This is a genomic window from Sulfurospirillum oryzae (assembly GCF_025770725.1).
In the GTDB taxonomy this organism is placed as follows: Bacteria; Campylobacterota; Campylobacteria; order Campylobacterales; family Sulfurospirillaceae; genus Sulfurospirillum; species Sulfurospirillum oryzae.
Map to the genome: position 1 here is coordinate 428,800 of NZ_JANZKZ010000001.1, position 26,525 is coordinate 455,324.

A 26,525-nucleotide genomic window follows, 5' to 3' on the forward strand; every position below is an offset into this window, starting at 1 on the left:
CAAAAAATTTTATATTTATTTGAGTTGCTCTGCAACTTCGCTAGCGAAGTCACATGCTTTTTTCTCTAAGCCTTCACCAAGTTCGAAACGAACATAGCCAACAAGCTCAATTTTACCACCAAGCTCTTTCGCTTTTTCTTCAACAACTTGTGCAATGGTTTTTTTATCATCCATAACATAGAATTGACTTAAAAGTGTGTACTGTTGATCAAGCTGAGTGTTATCAGCGATAAAACGCTCAAGTTGTCCAGGAATGATTTTATCCCAGATTTGCTCAGGTTTACCTTGTGCTTTAAGTTCCGCTTGCATCTCAGCTTTAGCATTCTCTAAAACAGTATCCGTCAATTGTACGCGTGAAACAAAAAGAGGCATACGTTTAAGAGGTTTTTTAAGACGACTTAATTCTTCGTTCTCTTTTTCAATATCAGCTTTAATACCAATAGTCTCTTTTTCGACAAACTCAGGATCAAGTTCTGTATAGCTTAAGAAACTTGGTTTCATCGCTGCTGCATGCATACAAAGGTTACGGATGAATTCACCAGCACCTGCTGCTGTTTTTTCACTGTCACAATTTGCAGCGATAAGAACACCGACACGACCATTTGAGTGAACATAACCATTGACAACACCATTAGCACCCGCTTTAAGTGTCGCAAAACGTCTAACAACTAAGTTCTCACCAATAGTAGCAACTTTAGTTGCAAAGTACTCTTCAAATACAGTGCCATTAATAGTTGTTTTCATCAACTCTTCTGTACTTTGTACATTGGTTGCTTGAATATGTGCCGTTGTATCTTTCGTTAAGTTAATAAACCCTTCATTTTTTGCAACGAAGTCAGTTTCAGCATTAATTTCACTTACAGTTGCCATTTTGAGGCTTGCATCAACGTGAACATTGACCAACCCTTCACTTGCTAATCTGTCAGCTTTTTTAGCCGCTTTGCCAAGACCTTTTTCTCTTAAAAGATCTTTTGCTGCTTCAAAATCACCATCGGTATCGACTAGTGCTTTTTTGCAGTCCATCATACCAGCCCCAGTGGACTCACGTAGTTCTTTTACTAAAGCAGCAGTGATCTCAGCCATTATTCGCCTTCCTCTACTGCAAATTCTTCTTCGCTGACCACTTCATTGATCAACTCTTTTTTCTCATCTTCGCTAATTTCCGCTGCTTCGTCAGCTGCTGGAGCATCTTTTGAACGGATTTCATAACCCTCAGTCATCGCTTCACACATCTCTTTACAGAAAAGTTGAATTGAACGAATCGCATCATCGTTTCCTGGGATTGGAAGATCAACAACATCTGGATCACAGTTTGTATCAAGTGGAGCTACAACAGTGATTCCAAGTCTTCTTGCTTCTTGAACCGCAATTTTCTCTTTTACAGTATCAATAACAAAGATCATATCTGGTAAGTTTTTCATGTTTCTGATACCGCCAAGGTAATCAAGAAGTTTCTCTTTTTTTCTTCTAAGCATTAACGCTTCTTTTTTAGTAAGAAGGTCAATTTGTCCATCTTCTTCCATTTTCTCGATAATGTCAAGTTTACGGATTGATTGTCTGATTGTTTGGTAGTTTGTAAGCATTCCGCCTAACCATCTGTGGTTAACGTATGGCATACCGCATTTTTCTGCGTACTCTTTGATCGCTTGGCTTGCTTGTTTTTTTGTACCAACAAAAAGCATTGTTTTGCCCTCTGCTGCTGCATCTTTAACAACATTGTATGTATATCTGAAATAACGTAGAGTTTTTTGTAAATCTACGATATAGATATTTTTTCTCTCGCCGAAGATGAATTTTTTCATCTTTGGATTCCAACGTCTTGTTTGGTGTCCGAAGTGTACACCACACTCTAATAGGTCTTTCATGGTTACCATGAAGCTCTCCTTATGTTTTTTTTGGTTTAGCCTCCACACCCATCAACAGCGATTAACTGCAACCGTAAAGGATTGGTGTGTGTGAGATTTGGACGGTGATTATAGTTAAAATAAGATTAAATTTTGCTTGTTTTGATCTCAAAATACATTCTATTTAAATACTTTAATTTACTTTAAATCAAAAAAATCCTATAATTGCGCAAATTTAAAAAGAACGAGGTGATATTTTGCGTTTTATTTTAGCCTGTTTATTAAGCTTTTCGTTACTTTCTGCTTCAGAGTATCTTGGTGCAAATTCGCAGAGCAACGAAGATTTCGAGGCTGAATTTAACACACAAAACAACAACGATCTTTTTGATCCACTCAGTGGATATAACGAATTTATGACCAGTTTTAATGATAAATTTTACGAGTATATCCTTCGTCCAACAGCACAAGGTTACGCCTATGTGGTGCCTCAAATGGGACGTCATGGAATTTCAAACTTTTTTGAAAATCTTTTCTTTCCTATCCGTTTTGTTAACAACCTTTTACAGTTCAAATTTACCAATACTTTAGAAGAAACAGAACGTTTTATACTAAACTCAACAATGGGTATTTTAGGCTTCCGCGATGTTGCAGGCGAAGAACTTGGCATTAAAGCACACGATGAAGATTTAGGACAAACACTTGGATATTACGGCGTTGGCAATGGCTTCCATGTTGTCTTGCCATTTTTTGGACCATCCAATGTACGTGATATTGCAGGACTTGTGGGCGACGCATGGCTTAATCCTCTTAATTACATTGAAGCTCGTGACGCAAATTTACTTGATAGTACAGAAGAAGCAGTTGCTGCCACAGCATTCTATACAATCAATAGAACTTCTTTACATGTAAAAGAGTATGACAACTTTAAAAAAGATGCTATTGAACTTTACCCTTTCTTGCGCAATTTCTACGAATCAAGAAGAAATAAACTTATAAGCGAATAAATAACTATGAAACGAATCTTTGCCTTATTAATGCTATCACTTTTATGCTCGTACCCTGCTATGGCACTTGAAGAGCGTGACATTTCTTCTTTTATGCAAACAAATATTGATCTTGCAACCACTATTTTACGTGATAAAAAACTCCCAAAAGCAGAAAAATCCGAAAAGATTTTTGTCATTTTTGATTCAATTTTTGACTATAATTTAATGGCTCAACTTGCTATTGGTGGCAAGCAGTGGTCATCACTTTCGTCGGCAAAACAAACAGAATTCGCTAAACTTTTTGAGCAAAAACTTAAAACATCTTATATGGAGAAGCTAGATCTTTATACGGATGAGAAACTTGTCATTAAAAATCTAGAGAAAATTAAAGATACTCGTATTCATTTAACAACACATTTGATGAAAAATAGTGAAGTCTATGAGATCATTTATAAATTTTACAAAGATAAAAATGGTAGCTGGATGATTTATGATGTTGATATTTTAGGCGTGAGTATCATTCAAGCGTACCGTACGCAGTTCGCTGATATTTTGGCTAAAGAGCCCTTTGAGAAGTTACTTGAAAAGCTCAAGCAACCCGATGAGCCAGCACCAAAGAAACAGTAACATTTAAGAATATCACTGCTTCTTTATTTGGTTTTTTATGCGTTAATTTTATCTTTGATAATTTTTGCTTTTTGTGCAATCGTTGTAATTTTCTCAGTTGCACTTAGATTTTCATTGAGCAAGACCTCTACAAAAGCACTTCCTACAATAACGCCATCAACACCACGAGCACGCTCTTTTGCTGTCTTTTCATTCACACCAAAGCCCACAAATAAAGGTGTATTACTCTGTTCTTTAATCATTTGAATGGTCTTGGTAAGATCTTCACTTGCATGAGCACCCGTAATGCCAGCATACGCTACAAGATAAATAAATCCTTTAGCATCCTTGACAACCGTTGCTATGCGCTCTTTACTATCCGTTGGTGCAACAAAACTGATAAGTGAAAGGTTATATTGATCCATTAAAGGCACATACGGCATTGCTTCTTCATGCGGAAGATCTGGAATAATAAACCCTTTGACACCAAATTCGACTGCTTTTTGTGCAAAAGTTTCCACGCCTTTATGGTAGAAAGGATTGAAATAGCCCATCCAATACGTCTCAATTTTAGGGGCGACGATGGAAGATATTTCAAAAAGTGTCTCCATTTTAAAACCGTTTTGTAACGCGTGCAAGTTAGCAACTTCGATAATAGGACCATCCGCAACAGGATCGGAAAAAGGAATGCCCAACTCCAACTTATCGACACCCGCATCTTTTAAAGCTGATACTAAATCTAATGAAAAATTTTTATCGGGAAATCCCGCTGTTATATAGGCAACTAATTGCTTCACTCTTTCTCCAACGTATGAGGTACTTTAATAATTAAAGGATTTAAAACCGTAAAGAAAGCGGCATCATTTTCCACATCTTTTCGGTACTTTTCAAACTGATCACTGACAAGAAGTAACCAATCAATGAATTCTTCGCTTGCAGGACCTTGCAATGTACGTGCTTCTTCTACAATATCTTCACACAACACCGCTAGTTTAATAATTGGATCTAGTTTTAAAAATCCTGCGGCTGATTTCATATTGTGAAAAATGCGAAAAAGATCTCCAATATTGTCAGAATAGCGCTCTTTCTTACTAAGCCCAATAATCAGAGGCTCCATGTTTTCACACATAATGGCATAGTGAGAGATAAAATCTCCTACAATTTCGATGTCAAAATCAACTTCCAATTGTGCCAAAAGACCCATGTTTTTACCCTCCGAAGTTGCTCATTGTATCATGTTTTTTATAAAATTTTCTTGTCATAAAATAGGGTATAATTCCTCCATGAAAACAATTACATCCATTAAACAACAAAAAGGGCAAACACCCCTTACCGTCATTACCGCCTATGATGCACTTTTTGCTTCATTGTTTGATCAAAGAGTTGACATCATTCTCGTTGGCGATAGCCTCAACATGAGTTTCAACGCCAAGCCAGACACGCTCTCAGCCAGTATGGAAGTCATGCTCTACCACACAAAAGCTGTATGTGCTGGTGCTAAAGAGACTTTCATAGTGTGTGATATGCCTTTTGGAACTTATACTGATGAGAAGATGGCACTGCATAATGCTTCCTTAGTTTACAGCCAAACCAATGCGCATGCAGTTAAAATCGAAGGTGGTGTGAGTCGTGCTCACATTATCAAAGCATTGACACAAAATTCTATCGCGGTCATGGGACACATCGGTCTTATGCCCCAGTATGTGCGCTCAGAAGGTGGGTACAAAGTACGTGGACGCAGTGAAGAAGATATACTCGCATTGATCGAAGATGCCAAAGCCGTCGAAGAAGCGGGAGCGTTTAGCTTAGTGATCGAAGGCGTTGTTGAAGAAGCGGCACGTCGTATTTCTGAAGCGATCTCTATTCCAACGATTGGTATAGGTGCTGGAAAATACACTGACGGTCAAGTTTTGGTTTGGAGCGATATGTTAGGCTTTTTCCAAGCATTTCAACCTAAATTTGTCAAACGCTATTTAGAAGGTGCTACACTGATTCAAGATGCCGTTGATGCTTATGTTAAAGAAGTTAAAGAGCGCAGCTTTCCAGAAGCTCCGTACACCTACACAAAGTGAGTGAGATGGAACGCATCGTCGAAATCGAAAAAATCTCCTTTGAAAATGAGTATGAAAAAAGCTTACGTCCGACTTCATTTGAGAACTACATTGGACAAGAGAAGATCAAAAAGAACTTGCAAGTTTTTATTCAAGCGGCGCAAAAACGCTCTGAGTGTTTAGATCACATTCTCTTTTTTGGACCTCCTGGTCTTGGTAAGACAACATTGGCGCATATCATCTCCAACGAAATGCGTACCAATATGAAAATAACCGCCGCTCCGATGATCGAAAAAAGTGGCGATTTAGCCGCGATTTTAACGAATCTTCAAGAGGGAGACATCCTTTTTATTGATGAAATTCACCGTCTTTCACCTGCGATTGAAGAGATTCTCTACCCCGCTATGGAAGATTTTCGTCTTGACATTATCATCGGCTCTGGCCCTGCGGCACAAACGATCAAAATCGACTTACCTCGTTTTACACTCATTGGCGCTACGACACGTGCGGGTATGATTAGCTCGCCATTGCGTGATCGATTTGGTATGCACTTTCGCCTACAGTTTTACACCAAAGATGAACTCTCACTTATCATCACCAAAGCATCGCATAAACTGGAGAAAATCTGTCTTCAAGATGCGGCAAGCGAAATGGCAAGACGCTCACGTGGAACACCTAGAATTGCGCTTCGTCTTTTAAAACGTATTCGTGATTATGCCGATGTGGTGGATGAAGAGAGCATTAGCATTGAGCGAGCGCAGTATGGTTTGAATGAACTGGGTGTCAATGACCTTGGCTTTGATGAGCTTGACATCAAATACCTTGAACTTCTATTGCAAACCAAAGGCAGACCACTAGGTCTTAGCACCATTGCAGCTGCACTTAGTGAAGATGAGGGAACCATCGAAGATGTGATTGAGCCTTATTTGCTTGCCAACAGTTACATTGAGCGAACAGCGCGTGGAAGAGTTGCGACCGCCAAAACGTATGAGCTTTTCCGCCTCACACCCCCAGCGTTACAAAGCGCACTTTTTGAGGATAATGTATGAATGAACATCGCTTCTTTTTAACCGCTATTTTTTTAGCCGTTTTATTTTCTATTGTTAAGCTTTATCAGCCTTTTTTGATGATTATTACCATAGCTTCACTCTTAGCCATGGCAACCTATACGATCAATCTTCAATTGTATAAATTGACAAAAAGTAAACATTTATCTGCGCTTTTGTCAACAGTTTTTCTATCAGTCCTCCTGTTTGGACCTATTGTTTATACGATAACATCCATTGGTGGAATCGTCAATAATTTTGATTTTTCCATGATTGAAAAAGTGCAAACATATCTGCGAACACTTGATTATCACCTTCCTGCGCCACTGGCTTTTATGCAGTCAACTTTGGATGATTTTATCAGCAATCTAAACATTGCTCAAATTTCTAGCACCGCCCTCTCTTATCTTGGCTCCATTGGTAAGAACAGTGCTGGATTTTTAAAAGATATGCTTCTCATCGTTGTCTTTTTCTTCTTTGCACTTCTGAATGGTAAAGACCTTATTGACTATTTCAAGAGCGTTATGCCTATTGATGCGAAAGAGGTCAATTTTGTCTTTTCTGAAGTCACCAATGTGATGAGTGTCGTTTTTTACTCTATTTTATTTAGTGCAATCTTTCAAGGAGCACTCTTTGCGATTATTGGTATGTATTTTGGTTATGATGGATTATTATTAGGAATTTTTTATGGCTTTGCCTCGCTCATTCCTATCGTTGGTGGAGCACTTATGTGGATACCACTGTGTGCCATCGAAGTCGCACATGGCAATACCACAACAGCCATTATCATTGCAACCTATTCGATTGTCGTCATCTCCATTATTGCCGATACTTTTATCAAGCCACTTATCATCAAATACATCAATGACAAGATGGTCAAAACACCAACAGCTGTGAATGAACTCTTGATTTTCTTCGCTATTTTTGCGGGACTTACAACGTTTGGTTTTTGGGGAATGATACTTGGCCCTGCAATTACCACGCTCTTTATTTCTCTTTTAAAACTCTACAAACTGCTCAAAGAAAAACATTACATGTAAGAAAAGCGAAGTCCTTAAATGACTTCGCTTTGTAAGGCTTGTATCTGCTCTATGATTTTATGATGTCTTGCTTTTCGCTCTTCCAAAAAGGCTACCTTCTCTTCTTTAATAGCGGTAAATTGGCTAATCAAACGGTCATAATCTTTATTGAGAAACGTGTTTCGTGTGTTCATCATGTTTTCTAGCTCGTAGAGATGAAACGACGTTCTAAGACGCTCTTTGATCTCATCGAGTTTGGGAACATAAAGAGAAAACTTTGTTGGGTTTTCTTCATAGAGTTTGGCTGATTTTTCGATCTTGTTTTCCAAAAAGGCGACACATACTTCGGTGGCATTTTGGTAGTTGAAACTCACCGCACTGGAAAGATGGTTGAACTCAGAGCTGATCTTCGCGTACGAGTCTGCAATTTCATCGTTAAAGGGCTTTAAAATACTCTCATACGCCTTAGAGGCAAAACGGCGCATATTAGCAAATTCAATGTCAGAGTGAAGCTCTTCGCTTTTGCGAATTACCTCGTAGGGTGCTTGCCATTTTAAAATACCCTGCTCTAATGAACGGTAGACCAAACGGTTTTTATCATTGACTTCATTTTGAATGGAGAGAAGATTTCGTACGTATTGCTTAAACATTTTACCGATGAGATTCTCTTCATAAAAAAGACTTTTATAGATGAGATCAGAGTTAATTTTAGGCGCTTGGTACTCAAAAGGCAGATACGTTTGGTGCTTGCTAAAAAGCCCTGCTTTTTGCGCTTCGTAACGCGTCTGTTTTTCGGTTGTGATTTGATTGTAAATGGCATCGGCAATGGTTTCAATAATTTGCTCAATGCGCATAAAAGCGCTTTTAAGGTCGTGTGAGAATTTGCCTTTTAGCTCAGAAAAAAGGTTTTTTGCTTCGGCTTCAAAGCGTACAATTTCTTCCAAAAGTTCATCGTAAATGGCTAAGAAAAGCTGATGCTGCGTGATCAGTTTGGAAGAAATATCTTTAATCTCTTTGGTAATAGCAAACTCTTTGGATTGCGTTGATTTAGGCTGAATTTCGTTACGAATGAAATCTAAAACTTTGTCGATGTTTGACTCTTCCAAAAGTTTGAGATTGGCACCTAAGTCACTTTGCAAAATAGAATCCAGTGTGCTTTGGTATGCTTTAAAATCATGCTCAACACTAGCAAAATCGAGCTTCTCGCCACCGCTTTGAAGCTTTACATGTAAATCGTGCATAAACTCTTCAAGCTTCTCTTCCATCATCACTTTTTTGTCGTGACTGCGTGATTCTAAGGCTTGACGGGCTGAGATAGGAATGACATCACTAAAAAACTCTTTAAACGCTGTTTTGACATAGTTGGTTGTCTCTTCAACTTGAGTAGGTGTAAATTTATCTTTTTGATTTAAGACGCAAAGCGATTTGTTTTGGTACTTACCAAGGTACTCTTCCAAAACTTGAAGCTCACTCATTTTCCCTGCGTTGTCGATGAGTGTCAACCAGATAATACCATCGACCTCTTTAAGCACTTTTTCGGTGGTTTGCGTGTCGGTTGCGGCTTGTGAGTTAAGACCAGGCGTGTCGACAAAAACAACATCTTTAAGAATGTTCAGCGGTGCATAAAGCACAAGGTAGGCAATGTCTTCAACATGTTCTCGCTGATCTGTAAAATGGGCAATCGTGTTGATGTCATGGTACTCATCTCTACCATCTTTGTAACGCACACGAATTTTAAACTCTTCGCCATAGCGAATGTAATTAACTTTTGAAGTTACGGGTGTGATGCCCGTTGGTAAAATACTTTTGGCTAAAAGAGCGTTGAGAAATGTTGACTTTCCACTTGAGAACTGCCCTGTAATCGCTACTTTCATCGGCTCTTCTGAACGCATTTGAAGACGATCCAGTGCTTTTTTGAGTTGGATAGAGGGGAGTTGGTGTTCGGAGAGAAGCACATACTGTACTTTTTTAAGTGCTCCTAAAAGCGTTGCGTCAAACTGGGGTACCACTTTTAAAAAATGCTCTTTATACGAAGCGACAAAACTCTCTAGTAGACTCATTTTGGCTCCTTTGTTGCACTTAAATCATTCAAGACGATACTCATCACACGCTCTTTTTCTTTAATCTCTGCTATGCGCGCTTCACGGTTAAGTGTTGCATCTTTCATCTGGCGCATTGCACGCTCAATCAACTCTTCTTCGGCACTAAAACGCTCTTCAATACTACGAGCAGGTGCTTCACAAAGGCTTACGAATGAGCTTAAAAGCTCTTGGTTGACTCTTTGAAGTTTATCGGTTAGCATCTCTTTGATGCCAGAGAATTCTGTACTAAAAAGTGTATCAAGCAGCGATGAGAGTGCATTTAGGTCATTTTTACCATACTTTTTGATCGCATCGTTCACACCAGCAATGATCACTGTGCTGTTTTTAAAGATAAGCAGTGAGCCCAAATGCTCTTCACAAAAAGCTCTGGCATCAAAACCAGATGATTTCGCATCACTTTTAAACTCGCCATATTTTGCATCCATATAGTCAAGTGCGCTTTGCATCTTCTTTTGAAATTCGTAGCGATAGTCACGAATGAGATCCACCATCCCATCTTTGATTGCCGTTTCAATAATAGAGCCGATACGCTCCTCTTTGGGTGCTTTTTTATTTTTACTAAATTCATAGCTGACATCATCGGTAATGCGCCTTTTCACCACATTTTGAAGTGTATCGAGGCGATTGCTTGCAAATTTTTGAAGGGTACCAAAGTACTGTTGCATCTCGTCTTTATTTTGAGCGACACTGATTTTGATTTGCTCCAAAAAGCTTGCCATCACTTTTTTCTCTTCTTGATGTTTGGCATAAGCGTGTTCGATCTCTTCATGGGAGATATTTAAGTAGTGAAGCTCTTGCTCAAATGATGCCATAGATTCGCTCATGATCGATTCGATCTCTTTGCGATTGGCAGAGATAATAAGATTGGCTTTTTGACTGTTTGAGCCAAAGAGAACATCCTCAAGGTAGGCTTCCACAAGCGGCAAACCTGTGCGCTCCATGTCATAACCCAGAGCAAGTGCTTCCTCTCCTTGTCCTAATTTATGCATAAGAGCAAGCTTGCCAGCAATCGGGATAAAGACAATCTTAGCGATCACTTCATCCAGTTTTGCCTCTTTGTTTTGCTCTTTCAGCCGTGCTTCAATGCTACGCTTCGTGTAAGCAATAACCTCTGCAAGCTCTTTTTCTTTTATGGCATCAATGCGTGTAATGACAATGAGTAAACGTGCCACGTTGCGGTATAACAGCGCATCAATGATGAAGTCTACATCTTTTTGTGTCGCAGCTTGTGCTGCGTTCATAAGATGAATCATCAAATCGCATTCACTTAAATACTCTAATGTAATCTCTTCACGCTGGATAACAGGATCATCCAGACCTGGGGTATCGACGATTTGGACACCGTCTTGAACAAATTTAAGATCGGTGTAGAGTTCGACGCTTTTGACCAAATTGCATTTTTTATCAGAGTGCTTTGCCGAAGTATAGAGGGCTAAGTCTTTAACATCAATGGATTCGCTTTCACCTTTTGGCGTTATCAAAGTGTTAAATTTTTCACCAAAGTGCGCTCTGCTCTCTTTAACAAATGACTCTAAACTTTTAAGGCTTTTTGCACCCTCTTCGATCTTGCTCCACTCTTTGGCATTCCAAAAGTTCACTACAGCGTAAGGCTCTTTAGCGTATTTAATGAGTGTTAGGTTAGCTGTTTCTGGCACAACGGAAGTGCCTAAAACTTCTTGTCCTAAAAGTGCGTTAAGCATGGTTGATTTACCCGCATTCATAACACCGGTGATACCAATAGAAAAACGTTGATTTTCAAGGCGTTCAGGGATGACATGTAAACGCTCTTTGAGCCGTGGAAGTTCAACTGCCTGTTTGAGATTTTCAATGGCGGTAAAAAGAAGGTTGAGGGCTGTTTTATAGTAGTTTTCTTGGGTTGTTGCACTCTTTACATGTAAAGATGCCACTTCGATTTTTTTCTCTTCAATAAGACTTAAAATACTCCCTAAAGAGCGCACCGCGTCATAGGAAATAATCCCCTCTTTTTTTAAAAGCTCTAAGCGTTTAAGAATGGCATGGTTGATCTGCAAATTGCCAAGGAAAAGCAGATAGCCAAGCAGTTGGCTTTGAGCGTATTGTAGGGTTTCTTTGCTAAAGGTTGATTGTTGAAAAAGTGTTTGTAAAACAGTTTTAGGTTCTTCAAGGGCTGCCATATTGGCAAAATTCTGAGGGCTTGCGATAAGCACGATGGCACTACCATCACAAAAGTTATCAAAAGCGGTTGATACGTGTTGATCGAGGATAGTTTTATGTTTTTCGTCGAAAACAGCTTGCTGGTTTAACCTCTCACCCCAAATGAGTAAGAAAAAATCATTGATGACATGCATGAGATACTATCTTTAAAGTTTTTTTGATTATATCAAGATTTCTTATAATAGAAACAAAATTGCGAGACTAAATGTCAAGATTAAGGCGAGAAGTAAGGCAAGTACCTTACTCCTCTAAAAGCGAAGATTACGAGCGAAGTGCTACGAGTTTTCTTCTCATATAAGCGATTTTTGATTGAAGTGGTAAGTGTTTTGGACAGTTGTCTTCGCACGCAACGAGACTCATACATCCAAAAATTCCATCATCATCACCGACAAGCTCATAGAAGTCTTCATCGGTTCTGTTATCGTGTGGATCCATTGCAAAACGTGCAACACGGTTCAAACCAACAGCACCAATAAAGTTTGGTCTCATCAATTTTGTACCACATGCTGCAACACAAATACCACACTCGATACAACGATCAAGCTCAAATGTCTCATCAGCGAGTTTTGGCTCCATAGGTGCTTCAAGTTTAGAAATGTCAACAGTGTGATTTGTGTGAATCCAACTCTCAACACGTTTACTCATACCATTCATCCAGTTACCCGTATCAACAGAAAGATCTTTGATCAGTTTGAATGCTGGCATAGGCATTAATTGAATAACGCCGCTTGGGAAATTTTTTGTCAATGTTCTACAAGCAAGGGCTGGCTTACCATTAACCATCATACCGCAACTTCCACAGATACCTGCGCGGCATACAAAGTCAAAAGAAAGGTCAGCGTCCATTGTCTCGCGAATTTTTGTAAGCGCGATAAACAGTGTCATACCATCAGTTTCTTCAAGCTTGTACTCTGCAAAGTGCGCTTTTGAAAGCTTTGATTGTGGGTTATATTTCATAGCCCTTATGGTAATAGTTCTACTCATTTTGCATCTCCAAATCTCTCATTTTTAGCTTTATAATAGGGTTGAAGCTCAAATGGCATAAGCGCATCTTGGATCGCATGTCTGTCTTTGCCTGCCGCTTCCATTTCTTCACGAAGTTTATCAACTTCTTCTTGACGTTTAAGGCTTAATTCGTTTTCGATAATCATACCTTTTGCACCGTAACCACGGAACGCAGGTGGGATTTCCATTTTCATAATATCTAAATCTTCATAGCTAACCGTTGGAAGTGTAGCGCCCTCTTTCCATGAAGTAAGAGTACGTTTCAACCAGTTGGCATCATCACGTTTCAAGAAGTCTTCACGGTAATGTGCACCACGGCTTTCTGTTCGATCACGTGCGCCAAGGGCAACACAAAGAGCGAGTTTAAGCATCATTGGAACACGGTACGCTTCTTCAAGTTCTGGGTTAGCAGATGCTGTTTTAGATTTAACATTCACATCGTGAGATTTTTTGAGAAGTTCTTCAAGTTCATTAACCGCTTCAGCAAGACCTTTGCCATCACGGAAAATCGCAACTTTTTCCCACATAATATCTCTCATTCTGTTTTTGATTTCAAAAATGTTGTATTTACCTTTGTTGGTTAACAAGTGATTGATGAAATCAGATTGTTTTTTCAATGCTTTTTCAATTGTTGCTGTATTGACATTGACTTCGTTTGATAAACAATAGTCAGCAAAATAATCACCAACGATCATACCTGCAACAACAGTCTCACTTACAGAGTTACCACCAAGGCGGTTAAATCCGTGCATATCCCAACAAGCAGCTTCACCCGCAGAGAAGAGACCTGAAAGTGTTGGAGACTCACCGGTTGGTTTTGTTCTAATACCACCCATTGAGTAGTGTTGCATTGGAAGAACGGGTGCCCAACCTTTTGGACCTTCATCCGCAGGATCGATACCGTTAAAGATTTGACAAATTTCTTGTACATCTCTTAGGTTTCTCTCAATGTGTGCACGACCAAGGATAGAGATATCTAACCACAAGTGCTCGCCATAAGGAGATTTAACACCTTTACCTTTACGGATGTGTTCCATCATACGACGACTTACAACGTCACGACTTGCAAGTTCTTTTTTCTCTGGCTCGTAGTCTGGCATAAATCTATGACCATCAACGTCACGTAATAGACCACCATCACCACGACAGCCCTCAGTTAAAAGAATACCTGATGGAACGATTGGGGTTGGGTGGAATTGTACTGCTTCCATGTTACCAAGTGTCGCAACACCCGTTTCAAGAGCAATAGCAGCACCAATACCATCACAAATAACCGCATTGGTTGTTTGTTTGTAAAGTCTACCGTAACCTCCCGTTGCGATCAAAGTACCTTTAGCAACATAAGCCCAAAGCTCACCCGTTACAAGGTCTCTTACAATCGCACCGTAACAACGGTTGTTTTCATGAATAAGCGCAATCGCTTCTTTTCTATCTTCAATATTTACATTATGTTTCAACGCTTCGTTAGCAACACCAAAAAGCATGGTATGACCTGTAGCATCCGCTGTATAACAGGTTCTCCATTTTTTAGTACCACCAAAGTCACGAGAGTGGATATAACCATGAACTTCATCGTCTTCAACGATTGTTGTTCTCTCTGCATTGATGATAGCTTCTCTGCTACCTTTAGCAATTCTAGTCCAAGGCACGCCCCAACCAGCTAACTCACGGATAGCTTTAGGTGCAACGGTAACGAACATACGTGCAACTTCTTGGTCACAACCCCAGTCACTACCTTTTACAGTATCTGCAAAGTGAACATCTTCGTTGTCACCTCTACTCATTTTTGAGTTACCAAGACTTGCTTGCATACCACCTTGTGCCGCAGCAGAGTGTGATCTCTTTACTGGACAAAGACTTAAAACTGTTGTGCTAAGACCTTTAGATTGCGTTGCAATCGCCGCTCTAAGACCTGCTAAACCACCACCGATTACCAGTGCATCACAATATTTTACGTTCATTTTTACGCCCTAACCTTCACATCATATCTTGCTTCTACTTGTGCCGTTGGTTTATATACTTCACCAACATTATTTCTGTGCTCGTAACCGATTTTGACATAAGCAGCCAACGTTAAAAGACCAAGTGCTAAGAAGAATACAGTAACAGCCCATTTAACTTTTTTAAGATTTTTACGAGAATCTTTTGCGTGTTCACCTTCAAACCATCCCCATTTTACACAAAGACGATAAAGGCCGATACCACCGTGGAACTCAACAGCAAGAAGAAGAAGAAGATAAAATGGCCACATAAATTCGCTGTACATTCTATCTGCTGAACCATAAGGTCCAATTTTATCTGCTTGAACCGCCATAGTAAAGAGGTGTGCAGAACCAAGGAAAAACATTGCAAAACCGGTGAACGCTTGTGTAAACCACATTGTCGTATCATCATGTTTCATCATGCCCATGTGTGTTTTGTATGCTTGATATTGTCTGAATGTAATAGGCAATTTTCTCATACCGAGCATTGCGTGTACAATAAAGACTGCAAATACAAACAATACAATCGCAGAAACGATTACAGGCTGTGGTTCGCTAAGGAACATACTGCCTTCAAACATTTTTGTTATGGTGTACATAAAGTCTTTGCTGATCAAAATAGTTGATACAAAGAACATGTGTCCCCACATAAACAAACCTAAGAATAGCCCTGTTGCACTTTGAACATAGTCAAGTTTCGCAGGAACTCTACTCTTTTTTCCCTCAACGCTCGTACCTAAAAACCCTTCAAGTAGGTCACTCACATCTCATCCTTTTTGTGAAGTTTGATAAACGCTCATAAATGTGCAGAACAACACACTTATGAATGTCAATCTTTTACAAACACCCTTTTTAAGGATATTACAACAAGTTTTAACAAACGATAATTATGTTATTTTGTACATACTAGTTGGAATTATAATATACAAAAGGGGATTTAAAAGGGATTTTTTTATCCCTTTTTTCCTCGTTTGATTATTAGGCCATATAATAATAAAGAAGCGATTGCCATGAGAATTGAGAGGGCTTGCCCCTTGCTCATCCAGTCACCATACACAAAGCCGATTTGGAAATCTGGTTCTCTCCAAAACTCTGCAATAAATCGTCCTAAAGAGTAGAGAAAACCGTAAAGAGCAATGAGCTCACCATCGTATTTTTTAAACTTTCGGTAAAAATAGAGCACCACAAAAACCATCAAACCTTCTAAAAGTGCTTCATAAAGTTGGGAAGGGTGACGAAGGACACCATCAACATAAATACCCCATGCCACATCAGTTGGGCGACCAAAGAGTTCTTGGTTAAGAAAGTTACCAATACGTCCAAAAATGTAACCCACAGGTACACTGATAGCGACCACATCCAGTAGTCTCCAGACATTGATCTTATGTTTGAGGTAAAAAAGCCAAGTACCTATAAAAAAGCCAACAATGGCACCATGGTAGCTCATACCTCTAATACCTACAAACGTACCATCCATAAAGGGGTTGAACATCTGCCACGGGTTGGAGAGATAATAATCCACATGCGGATCGTAAAAGAGGATGTATCCCGTGCGAGCACCTAAAACAATGCCGATTTCAATCCAAATAAAATAACTCTCTAAAACTTGATTTGTAAAACCTAGGTTGTCTTTTTTGACAAACCATTTGGCAGCGTATAATGCACCTAAAAGTGCCATAATATACATAAGCCCATACCAATGCACGGCAATAGGTCCTAGCTTAAAAGCAACGGGGTCAAACTGACTGTAAATATTATTCCAAAAAAGCATCAAAATCCTTACATGTAAAACATGTAGACGATAGTAGCAAATTTGGCTTTAGAAGAGAATGAAGAAAATGTAAGGAGCATTAAAAGTGCTCCTTACATGTAAGTTTATTTGACGGCGATTTTTTTAACTTCGGCTTTTTCAATTTTGAGTTTTGGAAGCACAACTTCAAGTACGCCATTTTCACTGCTTGCCTCAATGTTCTCGACATCAACATTTTCAGGCAGAGCAAAACTTCGCTGAAACTTACCGTAACTGCTCTCCACTTTGTAGTAGTCTTTTTCTTGGCGTTCCTCTTTGAAACTTCTCTCACCTGAGATAACGATTTGATTGTCTTTGACATCGATGCTGATGTCCTCTTTTTTAACACCAGGAAGATCAACTTCAACATGATAAGCAAACTCGCCTTCACGGGTGCTCACGGTAGGTTTGAACGCAGAGATGCCACTCTCGTCGCTTTCAGCAGGATAGTAGTTAAACAACCGACTCTCCAACTCTTTTAGCTCTTTATAGGGATTAAATCGTGTTACTAACATGTTAAACTCCTTAAAAATTTATGGAAGAAGTTTAGTACATGTAAAGATGTTTGTCTGCCACTTAGGTGGCATAAAATGGCTATTCTTCGGGAAGATGTTCGAGTAGGTTTTGAGAATCTTTGATGAAAATTTCTTTGCGCTTAACATCAATAAGCCCTTGCTTTTTTAACGATTGCAAATTGCGGTTGAGCACTTTTCGTACCGTCCCAATGAGGCTCGCGAGCTCCTCATGCGAAAGGTTATTGATAAGTTTGAGTGTCTGTTTGTCGCCTTGCTTTTCGATGTTTTTAGCGATCAATTTCACTAAACGCGTTGTGGTATCGTAGAGGGAAAGATCACTCGCCAAGGTTTCGACATCACGGAGCTGTTTGGCAACATAGGGTAGAAAAAGTTTGTTAAAGGAGGCCTTGGTCTCGATCCACTCACGAAAAAGCTCAATGGGAAATACAAGAAGTTTGACATCATCCAACGCCATCGCCACATTTTCATGCACTTTGGCATCTAAAAGCGTGATGATGTCGTACATATCGCCTTTGGATAAAAGATAGAGTATCTGCTCTTTGCCATTTTCAAAGTTAATCTGCGAGATTTTCACACGCCCTTCTAAAATGACAAAAAAGTGCTCCAAGCACTCTTCTGGGCGCATAAGGATTTCACCTTTTTTGACATGCACCACACGCCCAAAACGCTCAATGTCCTCTTTGAGTTCTTGCTGAATTACCTCAAGCGCGTACATACTAACCCTTCACTTCGCCATCAACATACATCCACGCTTTGCCAAATCGCTTAAAGCGTGAATGCTCCTCATGTAAACCCTCTTTGCCCTCTTGGACAAATGAAGCACGAAAAGAGACTTTGCCTACTTTGTCGTTCACGCCACCTTGCCACGTCTCTAAAACGTCGAGTTTCGTCCACGCTAAACCTTTACATGTAAAAGCAATTTCTTCTTTTAAATGCTTTGCGCGATGGTTAGGATGCGTGGTTTCAAACAGATACTCCACCAGTCCAAACACAAACGCAGCGTAGCGTGAACGCATCAGTGCCTCACATGTGGGCGCATTGTGTTTTTTATGGTACAGCTCACAACACGCTTCGTAGGTTTTACTGCTACCACAAGGACAGAGATTTTCTTCTTTCATAATTGCTCTTTTGGATGATAATATTCTTGATTGATAAGTGCTAACACAGAGATAAACTCCTCTTCAATAGCGTAAACAACTGTGTAACCTTTATAAACTAAGTCCCGTATATTTTGATCATCATGATAAATGGATTTTCGATGTTTGTATGGCATTTCGAGCAATGCTTTGCAACTTTGAAGAATACCCTTTTGAAACGCTTGAGCTGCATTTGGACTATCTAGCGCTATAAAGTGAATCTTTTTTTCAAGAGAAAGAACAAACTCTTTTTCAAACCTAAGCTTCATTGTTTAAACGTTTTTCCAACTCGTCGAGTGAATAAAAAACCGCTTCATTGTTTTTGAGTTTTTGCACTTGAGAAGCTACAAACTTTTTATCTTCTTCAAATTTTAGTCGTTTGATTTCTTGTTGCACCAGTTGGTCTATTTCATCATTCCGCATTATCACAAAATCAAGCTTGTTATTTTTCAAAACACCAATTTTCGCAACCTCATGACTGGCTAACTTTGCAAGCACACTGCCAAAATTCTTCGCTATATCGGTACTGCTCATCAACTCATTAGGTTTGTAGGTTAGCATTTTATTCCTCGCTATTATACGGATAATCTTATGGGTAATTATAGTTGAATGTGAAATTTGTGTCAAGGAAGGTTTTGCAAGTAAAGAGTTTGTTGAAATTTTTGTTATAGTATTGTCAAATTCAGAACAAAGGAGTACTTTTGCAATCAGAAATAACACAAGAACAATGGACTGCATACATTTACGATCTTTATTTTGGTGCAGGTACACCACTTGAAAATTGTATCAATAGAGCTTATCGAGATTTTAACAGAACATTACACGACTTTGCAACTCAAGAGAATGGTAAGAGCATAACAGATGAAGCTAAAAAACATTTAATGCGAGAATTTGAAAAATTGAAAACTACACCAATTAAAAATCAAGTAGATTTTGATATATGGCATCAAGAACAATGTCTCACAATACAAGCTATATATACAAAAAACAATTATCAATCTTTTCACATTGGGCAAGCCCAAAAATGGATTAATATGACCTTTAAATATATTTTTTCTTATGGAGAATATGATATGCCCGGTTATAAAAATTTGTACCCATTTTGTCATGTACCATTAGACAATATTTTAATTCAATCTTTGAAAGATGAAGGTTATAGTGTTCCCTTCCAAACATGCTGGAGCAAAATTAGTGATTATAAAACATACTTGAATGTTCAAAAAGATTTTAGAAATAAATTTAAAGATTCACATCCATTAGATACCGAGTTTAAACTTTGGAATAATGCAAGGACAAAAAATAGTTAGTAGATTTACATGTAAAGCTTTTCAGCCTTACATGTAAACATTTGACTCAGCTCTCTCTCAACGCTTTAGCAATTAATTCAATAGGGTTTTTAAAGATAGCATCGACTTTTTGTCCGTGCATAGCATCGCCTAGTTGCATACGACAGGCGCTACACTCAGCACTCACATACTCAGCACCTGTTTCTTTGATCATGGCGGCTTTTGGAAGTCCTGCGGCTTTGGCGAAGCGGTAGTTTCCTGTTTGCATCGTCACACCACCAAAACCACAACAGCGATTTGGGTCGCTCATCTCTTTAATGACGTAGTTTTGAGAAATGAGGTTACGTGGCTCTTTCCAAACACCTTGCATTTTGCGTGCGTGACATGGGTCGTGGTAGGTTACCGCGTCGCTTTGTTTGGCTTTGGTTGCCAAAATCTCGGCTAAATTGGTCTTTTTTTCTAGGTATTCGGTTGCCATGAAAATGTGTGGAGCAATGGCTTTGGCACGTTCTTTCCATTCTGGTTGGTCGTGGAAAAAGTGTACGTAGTCTGCTTTGATCATAGCACTACACGTTGCTTCTGGGATGATGATGGCATCAAGTTCGTTTACAAAGCCTTCAATATACTCGATGTTAAATTTTGCCAGATAATCCACGCTGTCAAAATCACCCGTAAAGTACTGAGGCGCGCCGCAGCATTTTTGTTGTTTGATGAGATACGCATCAATTTCGAGCACTTTTAAAATTTCAAGCAAAGACTTGCCGATGTCGGTGTACATGTAATTGGCTAAACAACCAATGAAAATACCCACTTTGCCTTTGCCACCGTTATGAATGACATCGGGATATGAGTTCAAAAAGGTCTTTTTGGCTAGGCTTGGAAAGAGTCTGTCCATCTTAATGATAGGAAAATTTCGCATGTACATGGAGCTTTTTTTCTCCACGATCTTAAAACCACAGGTTTGAAACATGTAACCAAAACGGGCTAGAACGTCCATGATGTTGCGGTTGCGAAGTAAGAAGAAGGCAAGCTTTTTATACCACGCAAGACCAAATTTTTTGCGAATGTCATTGCGCGCTTGTTCAATGAGCATATCAACAGGCAAGTCATTCGGGCAGACACTGACACAGTTGGTACACAAAAAGCAACTCTCAAAAATATTTTTAGCGTTTTTATCGAGTTCAAGCTCTCCTCGTTGGTATGCACCAAGAAGGTCTAAAAAACCTCTAGGACTGGTAACTTCATCACGGTTAACTTCGTGAATTGTACAAACAGGTATACACTTACCGCACTTAACACACGCATCGCTCGTTACATTAAAATTAAACATCTGTTACACCGTTTTACTGAAGCGTCGTTTATCTTCAGGAATTTTTTGGAGGTACGCATCAAAAGGCATCACGATATTACGAATGAGCAGTGTGCCTGTGGTATTGACTAAAATCTTTTTACCCACTTTATCGATAACCACTAAACCTTCTTCGACAAATGGAGCAAGGGCTGATATGGCATCTGCAAAATACTCAAAGAAGTCAATGCCAAAGGCTTGTTCAATCCCCGCGATATTGAGTTTAAAGTTGCTCATCATTTCCATAATGACCGCTTTTCTAAGCACATCATCATCATTGAGCGTAAGCCCACGATGCACAGGCAACACACCCGCATCGATGGCTTTTTCGTACTCATCCATCTCTTTGAAGTTTTGCACATAGTGCTTCAAACCTTCGCCGATGCTCGTCAAACCAATACCGATTAAGTCCGCGCCACCTTTGGTCGTATAACCTTGGAAGTTACGGTGCAATTCACCTTTTTCTATTGCCAAGAAAAGCTCATCATCAGGTTTTGCAAAGTGATCCATTCCGATCATTTTATAACCGTTTGACTCTAAATAGTCAATCGTGTAGCGCATAATGGCAAGCTTAATACTCGGGTGTGGAAGCGTTGTCTCATCGATCTTGCGCATCGATTTTTTCATCCATGGCACGTGTGCGTAGTTGAAAACCGCCAAACGGCTTGGGTCAAGCGATACGGCAAGACGCAACGTCTCTTGAAAAGTCTCAAATGTTTGATACGGAAGCCCGTAAATCAAGTCCATGTTAATTGACTTAATCCCTGCCTCTTTCGCCATCTTCACTGCATTGCCCGTTACATCGTAAGGCTGAATGCGATGAATCGCTTTTTGCACCTCATCGTTAAAGTCTTGAACACCGTAACTAATGCGGTTAAAACCATTACATGTAAGAACATCTAACTGCTCTTTGGTTAAAAAACGAGGGTCGATTTCACAGCTGATTTCAGCATCTTTAGCAAAGTTTTTAAAATAGCGTTTAATGGAGCCAATAATGCGCTCTAACTGTGCTGTGTTAAAAAAAGTAGGTGTGCCGCCACCAAAGTGCATCTGAATCACTTCACGTGAGGTGTCAAGGTGTTTGGAAAGGAGCTCTAATTCGCGCTCAAGATAGTCAATGTAGCGCTCTTTTTTATCTTCTTTGCTGGTATAAACGACATTACACCCACAGAAGTAACAAGCACTTCGGCAAAAAGGAAGGTGAAAGTAGAGCGAGAGTTTACGGCTCTTATCTTGGGTTGCCAAGATGCTCTCATAGCTTTTGTGTGTAAACCCTTCATGAAACTCGGGAGCTGTTGGGTAACTCGTATACCTAGGCCCTGCTTTGGAGTACTTGGCAAATTTATCAAAATCAATCATACTTTTTCCTAGCGCTCTATCGCGCTGATAATACTCGCCCCTTCAGGCAAATAGAGATCTTTCAAGTCTAAAAAGAGGTTTGGGTGATCTTTTTTGATCTTTTTAACGAGTTTGTCAAAATCAACCTCGCTTTTTTTACTCTTATTAATCTCTTCCATAGCCACCGTCCAAACGTCTTGAAAATCAAGTGGCAATTGCTGCAAAATGCTTTTTTCCAATTTGAGGAAAAGGGCTTCTTGCTCCGCTTTTTTAAAGTGTTCTATCATTTTGCTAAGTGTGTCAATAGAAAGAAGGGCATGGAGTTTTTGCTTCTCGTCATACACCAACCATGGCTCTTTGAGATTATCCCATGAGCCACTTTTGAGACGTAAAAGCTTCGCGCTTTCGTCCTCACTGGGAACTATCTCTAAAACCGTTTGTTCTTTTTGTTTGCTAACGCTCAAACCTTTAGAAATCTTCTCTATCATCTTGAACTCTTTTTTTCTTTTAAATTCCATTAGCTGTTTCTGTGCCTATCAAGCCATACCATAACGGCTTTTTGGGCATGAAGTCTGTTTTCTGCCTCATCAAAAATCTCATCGGCATGCGCTTCAAAGACACTCTCGCTCACTTCATAGTCACGGTACGCTGGCAAGCAGTGTAAAAACATCGCATCCTTTTCTGCCAAACTCATCATCGCATCATCAACCATATACCCTTGAAATGCTGCCACACGCGCTGCTTTTTCCGCTTCTTGTCCCATTGAAACCCATGTGTCCGTTGTCACAACCGTAGCACCTTTGATCGCCTCTTTAGGATCGTTGCCGATTTTAATGACCGCACCGCTCTCTTTGGCAAAAGCAAGGGCTTCTGCTAAGATTTTAGCATCAACCTCATAACCTTTTGGCGTAGCAACGCGAAGTTCAAAACCCAGTTTAGAAGCAAGCATCAACCATGAATGGGTCATATTGTTGCCATCGCCAACGTATGCGACGATAGGGTTTTGGTCTTTTTTATACTCCACCATCGTGAGGTAATCTGCCATCAATTGCACAGGATGGTACGAATCACTCAAACCGCTAATGACAGGTACACGTGAATACGCCGCAAACTCTTCGAGCGTGCTTTGTGCAAATGTACGGATCATCACCATGTCAACCATGCGGCTAATAACACGAGCGGTATCTTTCATAGGCTCACCGCGTCCTAGTTGCAAGTCATTGGAAGAGAGGAACAAACCTACACCTCCAAGCTGATGAATACCCACTTCAAAACTGACACGTGTTCTGGTACTGCTTTTTTCAAAGATCATGCCTAAGGTTTGATCTTTGAGGTATGGCACATAATTTTTTGCTTTTGCCTCTTTTTTAATAACAAGTGCAAGATCAATCATCTCTAAAATTTCTTGCTTACTAAAATCTTTGAGTGTTAAAAAATGTCTCATCCTATCTCCTTCTTAATACTTCTGCTACTTCTTTCGCGTGGTAACTGATAATCATGTCAGCACCTGAGCGTTTAAACGCGATCATCGTCTCCATCATCACGCGCTCATAATCAATCACACCCGCTTTACCAGCGGCTTTGAGCATCGCGTACTCGCCACTCACGTTATAAACACACAAAGGCAACGATGTCGCATTGCGAACATCGCGAATGATGTCTAGGTAGGCAAGGGCTGGTTTAACCATCAAAATGTCCGCACCTTGCATCTCATCTTCCACAGATTCTGCTATCGCTTCTCTTCGGTTGGCTGGGTCCATCTGGTAGGTTTTTCGATCACCAAAACTAGGAGCAGATTCAGCCACATCACGAAATGGCCCATAATAGGCACTTGCAAATTTGGTCGAATAACTCATAATCGGAAGATTGATAAACCCTGCGCTATCAAGGGCTTCGCGTAATGCTTCAATCATGCCATCCATCATCCCTGAAGGAGCGATCATATCCGCACCCGAGCGAGCGTGAACAAGGGCTTGCTTGGCTAAAATTTCCAACGTCGCATCGTTATTGACACTCTCATGTTCCATGTCTAAAATACCACAATGTCCATGGTCAGTAAATTCGCAAAAGCAAAGATCGGTGACAACAAACATAGAAGGGTACGCTTTTTTAACCGCTTTGATGGTACTAGCAATAATGCCATGCTCACACAGCGCGTCACTTCCCACACTGTCTTTCACTTCAGGAATACCAAATAAAATAATAGAGTTAATGCCTAGCTTTTGTAAGTTTGCGCACTCTTTAAGTATTTCGTCAATGCTCATTTGGTAAACACCCGGCATCGAGCCAATCTCTTTTTTAATGCCTTCACCGCTTTTTGCAAACAATGGATAGATAAAATCGTCCATACTCAAAGTCGTTTCGCGAACTAAGGAACGAAGTGTCGCGTTCATCCTGAGCCTTCTAAATCTTTTAAACATTCTTTTGCCTTATCTTGGTTAAAATTAGACCTCGTTATAAAAAATAGTGATTTTAGCATAACTGGATATAAAACAAAATGAAAATAGAAATTTCCGAGGTTGCGAACCTCCCATCACGTTTTGGAACGTTTAAAATTCAATCTTTTAAAGAGGGTATTAAAGAGCATTTAGTCATTTTTAAAGAGCCTTTAGGAAACGCTCCAATCGTACGAATTCACAGCGAATGTTTAACAGGTGATACCATTGGCAGTCTTAAATGCGACTGTCGCGACCAACTTGAATATGCCTTGAAACTTATCGAAAAAGAAGGCGGTATGGTGATTTATCTACGTCAAGAAGGCAGGAACATTGGGCTTCTCAATAAAGTCAATGCCTATGCACTTCAAGACAAAGGGCTTGATACCATCGAAGCGAACCACCAGCTCGGCTTTAAGGCTGATGAGCGTACGTATGAAGTCGTTGAATTTATTTTGGCGCATTTTGGCATCGCTCAAATCAAACTGCTCACCAACAATCCACGCAAACTTGAGAGCCTTAAAAAAATTAATATTGTAGAACGTATCCCTGTTGTCATAGACTCAAACGTCTTTAATGAAGGCTATTTAAAGACAAAAAAAGAGCAGATGGGTCATCTGTATTAGGCGTCTAAAATGATACGAAGTGCAACAATCAATGATTCTGAAATGATTGCCGCACTTCTTACCCAATTAGGCTATCCCAACACGCAAAACTTCATTCAAGAACGCATAACCTCTCTTTTAGAACATCCCGATGCCATGCTTCTGGTGTATGAAAAAGAAGAAAAAATCCTTGCGCTTCTCTCTTTGCATGTCATCCCTCAAATCGCACTTTTAGGCTCATTTTTACGCATCAGTTATTTTGTGGTCGATGAACAAGCAAGGTCACACCACATTGGCACAGAACTCGAAGCGTATGCAACACACATTGCCCAAGAAAAAAAATGTGACCGCATTGAAGTGCATTGTCATGAAAGACGAAAAGATGCTCATCGTTTTTATGCAAAACACGGCTATATTGAGTCTCCAAAATATTTCATAAAACCTCTTCTGTAAAGCATTTTGACTCGCCATTTCTTTGTTGATTTCTTCTTTACATGTAAAGTTTTTTAGCTTAAAAAAAATGCTCTTGACTCTAAAGTCTATTTGATATAGAATTGGTATAAGCCTTAAGAATAGCTTAAATGTCTCTTAAGACTAAAACTTATTTGAAAGGACTTAGTATGGCAATTGTATTACCCAACCTTCCTTATGCTAAAGAGGCACTTGAGCCCTATATTGGCACTAAAACATTAGAAATCCATCATGGTAAACACCATCAAACGTATGTAACTAACCTCATTAAACTTATCGAGGGAACAGATTTGAGCGCGGAGTCACTTGAAAGCCTCATTCTAAAATCAGTCAACAACCCTGATCGCGTGGGTATCTTTAACAATGCCGCGCAAGTATGGAATCACACCTTTTACTGGAACTCTATGAAACCAAAAGGTGGCGGAGTACCCAATGGAGAAATTGCGACTAAAATCGATGCGGTCTTTGGAAGTTATGACGCCTTTATTCAAGCGTTTAAAAATGCAGGTCTTACACAATTTGGTAGTGGCTGGGCATGGCTCGTGCTTAAAAATGGCACTTTAGAGATCATAAAAACGGCTAATGCCGATACACCTATCGCACATGGAATCAAGCCAATACTCACTGTTGATGTCTGGGAACATGCCTATTATCTTGACTATCAAAACAGGCGTGCAGATTATCTGGATGTTTTCTTTAACCATCTGGTGAACTGGGATTTTGCAAACGCTAATTTAAAGTAATTTC

Annotated in this window: 29 protein-coding genes; 9 read left to right on the plus strand and 20 right to left on the minus strand. The window is 39.7% G+C overall.

Translation table 11 applies throughout. From position 1 onward, the window contains the following. Positions 1–15: 15 nt before the first annotated feature. Positions 16–1,083 carry a translation elongation factor Ts gene (tsf, locus tag N0B29_RS02025; RefSeq protein WP_263832029.1) on the minus strand — a complete coding sequence of 356 codons (1,068 nt, stop codon included), beginning with the start codon at positions 1,081–1,083 and terminating at the stop codon, positions 16–18. Further along, positions 1,083–1,874, minus strand: coding sequence for a 30S ribosomal protein S2 (gene rpsB, locus N0B29_RS02030; protein ID WP_263832030.1), 792 nt, complete (start codon positions 1,872–1,874; stop codon positions 1,083–1,085). The genes tsf and rpsB overlap by 1 nt, the downstream gene beginning before the upstream one ends. 227 nt (positions 1,875–2,101) lie before the next feature. Between rpsB and N0B29_RS02035 the strand changes: the two genes are divergently transcribed. Then, on the plus strand, positions 2,102–2,848 hold the full coding sequence (locus tag N0B29_RS02035; protein ID WP_263832031.1) for an MlaA family lipoprotein: 747 nt from the start codon (positions 2,102–2,104) through the stop codon (positions 2,846–2,848). A gap of 6 nt (positions 2,849–2,854) precedes the next feature. Next, positions 2,855–3,457, plus strand: a complete 603-nt coding sequence (locus N0B29_RS02040; RefSeq protein ID WP_263832032.1) for a Tgt2/MlaC family protein — start codon at positions 2,855–2,857, stop codon at positions 3,455–3,457. Positions 3,458–3,492: 35 nt separating this feature from the next. Here N0B29_RS02040 and trpA read toward each other — a convergent pair whose 3' ends face one another. Further along, positions 3,493–4,233, minus strand: coding sequence for a tryptophan synthase subunit alpha (gene trpA / locus N0B29_RS02045; protein WP_263832033.1), 741 nt, complete (start codon positions 4,231–4,233; stop codon positions 3,493–3,495). Continuing rightward, positions 4,230–4,640: an Hpt domain-containing protein gene (locus tag N0B29_RS02050; protein WP_263832034.1), complete on the minus strand. Its 411-nt coding sequence runs from the start codon at positions 4,638–4,640 to the stop codon at positions 4,230–4,232. Before N0B29_RS02050 ends, trpA begins: the two co-directional genes overlap by 4 nt. 79 nt (positions 4,641–4,719) lie before the next feature. Between N0B29_RS02050 and panB the strand changes: the two genes are divergently transcribed. From panB to N0B29_RS02065, 3 genes are read left to right on the plus strand one after another with little or no spacing between them, the layout of a single operon-like run. Further along, the gene (gene panB / locus N0B29_RS02055; RefSeq protein ID WP_263832035.1) at positions 4,720–5,508 is read left to right on the plus strand and encodes a 3-methyl-2-oxobutanoate hydroxymethyltransferase; all 789 of its coding nucleotides are present in this window, start codon (positions 4,720–4,722) and stop codon (positions 5,506–5,508) included. A gap of 5 nt (positions 5,509–5,513) precedes the next feature. Then, entirely contained in the window at positions 5,514–6,536 is a 1,023-nt protein-coding gene (ruvB, locus tag N0B29_RS02060; RefSeq protein WP_263832036.1) for a Holliday junction branch migration DNA helicase RuvB, read from the plus strand. Beyond that, entirely contained in the window at positions 6,533–7,573 is a 1,041-nt protein-coding gene (locus tag N0B29_RS02065; protein WP_263832037.1) for an AI-2E family transporter, read from the plus strand. The genes ruvB and N0B29_RS02065 overlap by 4 nt, the downstream gene beginning before the upstream one ends. Positions 7,574–7,587: 14 nt before the next feature. Here N0B29_RS02065 and N0B29_RS02070 read toward each other — a convergent pair whose 3' ends face one another. The 11 genes from N0B29_RS02070 to N0B29_RS02120 form a co-directional block, all read right to left on the minus strand. Then, positions 7,588–9,612 carry a dynamin family protein gene (locus tag N0B29_RS02070; RefSeq protein ID WP_263832038.1) on the minus strand — a complete coding sequence of 675 codons (2,025 nt, stop codon included), beginning with the start codon at positions 9,610–9,612 and terminating at the stop codon, positions 7,588–7,590. Next, entirely contained in the window at positions 9,609–11,981 is a 2,373-nt protein-coding gene (locus N0B29_RS02075) for a dynamin family protein (RefSeq protein ID WP_263832039.1), read from the minus strand. Before N0B29_RS02075 ends, N0B29_RS02070 begins: the two co-directional genes overlap by 4 nt. A 127-nt stretch (positions 11,982–12,108) precedes the next feature. Beyond that, on the minus strand, positions 12,109–12,831 hold the full coding sequence (locus N0B29_RS02080; RefSeq protein WP_263832040.1) for a fumarate reductase iron-sulfur subunit: 723 nt from the start codon (positions 12,829–12,831) through the stop codon (positions 12,109–12,111). Beyond that, entirely contained in the window at positions 12,828–14,813 is a 1,986-nt protein-coding gene (locus N0B29_RS02085; protein ID WP_263832041.1) for a fumarate reductase flavoprotein subunit, read from the minus strand. The genes N0B29_RS02080 and N0B29_RS02085 overlap by 4 nt, the downstream gene beginning before the upstream one ends. A gap of 2 nt (positions 14,814–14,815) precedes the next feature. Beyond that, entirely contained in the window at positions 14,816–15,598 is a 783-nt protein-coding gene (locus tag N0B29_RS02090; protein ID WP_263832042.1) for a fumarate reductase cytochrome b subunit, read from the minus strand. Positions 15,599–15,786: 188 nt separating this feature from the next. Then, positions 15,787–16,605 carry a prolipoprotein diacylglyceryl transferase gene (gene lgt, locus N0B29_RS02095; RefSeq protein WP_263832043.1) on the minus strand — a complete coding sequence of 273 codons (819 nt, stop codon included), beginning with the start codon at positions 16,603–16,605 and terminating at the stop codon, positions 15,787–15,789. 104 nt (positions 16,606–16,709) lie between these two features. Further along, positions 16,710–17,138, minus strand: a complete 429-nt coding sequence (locus N0B29_RS02100) for an Hsp20/alpha crystallin family protein (protein ID WP_263832044.1) — start codon at positions 17,136–17,138, stop codon at positions 16,710–16,712. 79 nt (positions 17,139–17,217) lie between these two features. Continuing rightward, on the minus strand, positions 17,218–17,874 hold the full coding sequence (locus N0B29_RS02105) for a Crp/Fnr family transcriptional regulator (protein ID WP_263832045.1): 657 nt from the start codon (positions 17,872–17,874) through the stop codon (positions 17,218–17,220). Between the two features lies 1 nt (position 17,875). Continuing rightward, a complete protein-coding gene (locus N0B29_RS02110) occupies positions 17,876–18,277 on the minus strand; it encodes a YchJ family protein (RefSeq protein WP_263832046.1) in 402 nt (133 codons plus the stop codon). After that, positions 18,274–18,564 (minus strand): type II toxin-antitoxin system RelE/ParE family toxin, encoded by a 291-nt coding sequence (locus N0B29_RS02115; RefSeq protein ID WP_263832047.1) that lies wholly within the window; start codon positions 18,562–18,564, stop codon positions 18,274–18,276. The genes N0B29_RS02110 and N0B29_RS02115 overlap by 4 nt, the downstream gene beginning before the upstream one ends. After that, positions 18,554–18,856: a hypothetical protein gene (locus N0B29_RS02120; protein ID WP_263832048.1), complete on the minus strand. Its 303-nt coding sequence runs from the start codon at positions 18,854–18,856 to the stop codon at positions 18,554–18,556. The genes N0B29_RS02115 and N0B29_RS02120 overlap by 11 nt, the downstream gene beginning before the upstream one ends. Before the next feature lie 140 nt (positions 18,857–18,996). Here N0B29_RS02120 and N0B29_RS02125 point away from each other — a divergent pair, with 140 nt between their 5' ends. Continuing rightward, a complete protein-coding gene (locus N0B29_RS02125) occupies positions 18,997–19,602 on the plus strand; it encodes a hypothetical protein (RefSeq protein WP_263832049.1) in 606 nt (201 codons plus the stop codon). Between the two features lie 46 nt (positions 19,603–19,648). Here N0B29_RS02125 and N0B29_RS02130 read toward each other — a convergent pair whose 3' ends face one another. Genes N0B29_RS02130 through hemB form a run of 5 tightly spaced genes read right to left on the minus strand, consistent with a single transcriptional unit; the run spans position 19,649 to position 24,687 of the window. Then, positions 19,649–20,911 carry a (Fe-S)-binding protein gene (locus tag N0B29_RS02130; RefSeq protein WP_263832050.1) on the minus strand — a complete coding sequence of 421 codons (1,263 nt, stop codon included), beginning with the start codon at positions 20,909–20,911 and terminating at the stop codon, positions 19,649–19,651. Positions 20,912–20,914: 3 nt separating this feature from the next. Then, positions 20,915–22,288, minus strand: coding sequence for an oxygen-independent coproporphyrinogen III oxidase (gene hemN, locus N0B29_RS02135; RefSeq protein ID WP_263832051.1), 1,374 nt, complete (start codon positions 22,286–22,288; stop codon positions 20,915–20,917). An 8-nt stretch (positions 22,289–22,296) separates the two neighbouring features. Beyond that, entirely contained in the window at positions 22,297–22,755 is a 459-nt protein-coding gene (locus N0B29_RS02140; protein WP_263832052.1) for a DUF2603 domain-containing protein, read from the minus strand. A gap of 29 nt (positions 22,756–22,784) precedes the next feature. After that, a complete protein-coding gene (argF, locus tag N0B29_RS02145) occupies positions 22,785–23,711 on the minus strand; it encodes an ornithine carbamoyltransferase (protein WP_263832053.1) in 927 nt (308 codons plus the stop codon). Between the two features lies 1 nt (position 23,712). Beyond that, a complete protein-coding gene (gene hemB, locus N0B29_RS02150) occupies positions 23,713–24,687 on the minus strand; it encodes a porphobilinogen synthase (protein ID WP_263832054.1) in 975 nt (324 codons plus the stop codon). Positions 24,688–24,764: 77 nt separating this feature from the next. Between hemB and ribA the strand changes: the two genes are divergently transcribed. The 3 genes from ribA to N0B29_RS02165 all read left to right on the plus strand — a co-directional run bounded on the left by ribA (position 24,765) and on the right by N0B29_RS02165 (position 26,521). Beyond that, positions 24,765–25,328 carry a GTP cyclohydrolase II gene (gene ribA, locus N0B29_RS02155; protein WP_263832055.1) on the plus strand — a complete coding sequence of 188 codons (564 nt, stop codon included), beginning with the start codon at positions 24,765–24,767 and terminating at the stop codon, positions 25,326–25,328. Positions 25,329–25,337: 9 nt separating this feature from the next. Then, positions 25,338–25,760, plus strand: a complete 423-nt coding sequence (locus N0B29_RS02160) for a GNAT family N-acetyltransferase (protein ID WP_263832056.1) — start codon at positions 25,338–25,340, stop codon at positions 25,758–25,760. 167 nt (positions 25,761–25,927) lie between these two features. Continuing rightward, entirely contained in the window at positions 25,928–26,521 is a 594-nt protein-coding gene (locus N0B29_RS02165) for a superoxide dismutase (protein WP_263832057.1), read from the plus strand. Positions 26,522–26,525: the final 4 nt, after the last annotated feature.

Excerpts from the sequence above, each read along its gene's own strand:
- tsf (WP_263832029.1), bottom strand. The coding sequence starts at position 1,083 with ATGGCTGAGATCACTGCTGCTTTAGTAAAAGAACTACGTGAGTCCACT.
- rpsB (WP_263832030.1), bottom strand. The coding sequence starts at position 1,874 with ATGGTAACCATGAAAGACCTATTAGAGTGTGGTGTACACTTCGGACAC.
- N0B29_RS02040 (WP_263832032.1), top strand. The coding sequence starts at position 2,855 with ATGAAACGAATCTTTGCCTTATTAATGCTATCACTTTTATGCTCGTAC.
- N0B29_RS02050 (WP_263832034.1), bottom strand. The coding sequence starts at position 4,640 with ATGGGTCTTTTGGCACAATTGGAAGTTGATTTTGACATCGAAATTGTA.
- panB (WP_263832035.1), top strand. The coding sequence starts at position 4,720 with ATGAAAACAATTACATCCATTAAACAACAAAAAGGGCAAACACCCCTT.
- ruvB (WP_263832036.1), top strand. The coding sequence starts at position 5,514 with ATGGAACGCATCGTCGAAATCGAAAAAATCTCCTTTGAAAATGAGTAT.
- N0B29_RS02065 (WP_263832037.1), top strand. The coding sequence starts at position 6,533 with ATGAATGAACATCGCTTCTTTTTAACCGCTATTTTTTTAGCCGTTTTA.
- N0B29_RS02070 (WP_263832038.1), bottom strand. The coding sequence starts at position 9,612 with ATGAGTCTACTAGAGAGTTTTGTCGCTTCGTATAAAGAGCATTTTTTA.
- N0B29_RS02075 (WP_263832039.1), bottom strand. The coding sequence starts at position 11,981 with ATGCATGTCATCAATGATTTTTTCTTACTCATTTGGGGTGAGAGGTTA.
- N0B29_RS02080 (WP_263832040.1), bottom strand. The coding sequence starts at position 12,831 with ATGAGTAGAACTATTACCATAAGGGCTATGAAATATAACCCACAATCA.
- N0B29_RS02085 (WP_263832041.1), bottom strand. The coding sequence starts at position 14,813 with ATGAACGTAAAATATTGTGATGCACTGGTAATCGGTGGTGGTTTAGCA.
- lgt (WP_263832043.1), bottom strand. The coding sequence starts at position 16,605 with ATGCTTTTTTGGAATAATATTTACAGTCAGTTTGACCCCGTTGCTTTT.
- N0B29_RS02100 (WP_263832044.1), bottom strand. The coding sequence starts at position 17,138 with ATGTTAGTAACACGATTTAATCCCTATAAAGAGCTAAAAGAGTTGGAG.
- N0B29_RS02105 (WP_263832045.1), bottom strand. The coding sequence starts at position 17,874 with ATGTACGCGCTTGAGGTAATTCAGCAAGAACTCAAAGAGGACATTGAG.
- N0B29_RS02110 (WP_263832046.1), bottom strand. The coding sequence starts at position 18,277 with ATGAAAGAAGAAAATCTCTGTCCTTGTGGTAGCAGTAAAACCTACGAA.
- N0B29_RS02115 (WP_263832047.1), bottom strand. The coding sequence starts at position 18,564 with ATGAAGCTTAGGTTTGAAAAAGAGTTTGTTCTTTCTCTTGAAAAAAAG.
- N0B29_RS02120 (WP_263832048.1), bottom strand. The coding sequence starts at position 18,856 with ATGCTAACCTACAAACCTAATGAGTTGATGAGCAGTACCGATATAGCG.
- N0B29_RS02130 (WP_263832050.1), bottom strand. The coding sequence starts at position 20,911 with ATGTTTAATTTTAATGTAACGAGCGATGCGTGTGTTAAGTGCGGTAAG.
- hemN (WP_263832051.1), bottom strand. The coding sequence starts at position 22,288 with ATGATTGATTTTGATAAATTTGCCAAGTACTCCAAAGCAGGGCCTAGG.
- N0B29_RS02140 (WP_263832052.1), bottom strand. The coding sequence starts at position 22,755 with ATGATAGAGAAGATTTCTAAAGGTTTGAGCGTTAGCAAACAAAAAGAA.
- argF (WP_263832053.1), bottom strand. The coding sequence starts at position 23,711 with ATGAGACATTTTTTAACACTCAAAGATTTTAGTAAGCAAGAAATTTTA.
- hemB (WP_263832054.1), bottom strand. The coding sequence starts at position 24,687 with ATGTTTAAAAGATTTAGAAGGCTCAGGATGAACGCGACACTTCGTTCC.
- ribA (WP_263832055.1), top strand. The coding sequence starts at position 24,765 with ATGAAAATAGAAATTTCCGAGGTTGCGAACCTCCCATCACGTTTTGGA.
- N0B29_RS02160 (WP_263832056.1), top strand. The coding sequence starts at position 25,338 with ATGATACGAAGTGCAACAATCAATGATTCTGAAATGATTGCCGCACTT.
- N0B29_RS02165 (WP_263832057.1), top strand. The coding sequence starts at position 25,928 with ATGGCAATTGTATTACCCAACCTTCCTTATGCTAAAGAGGCACTTGAG.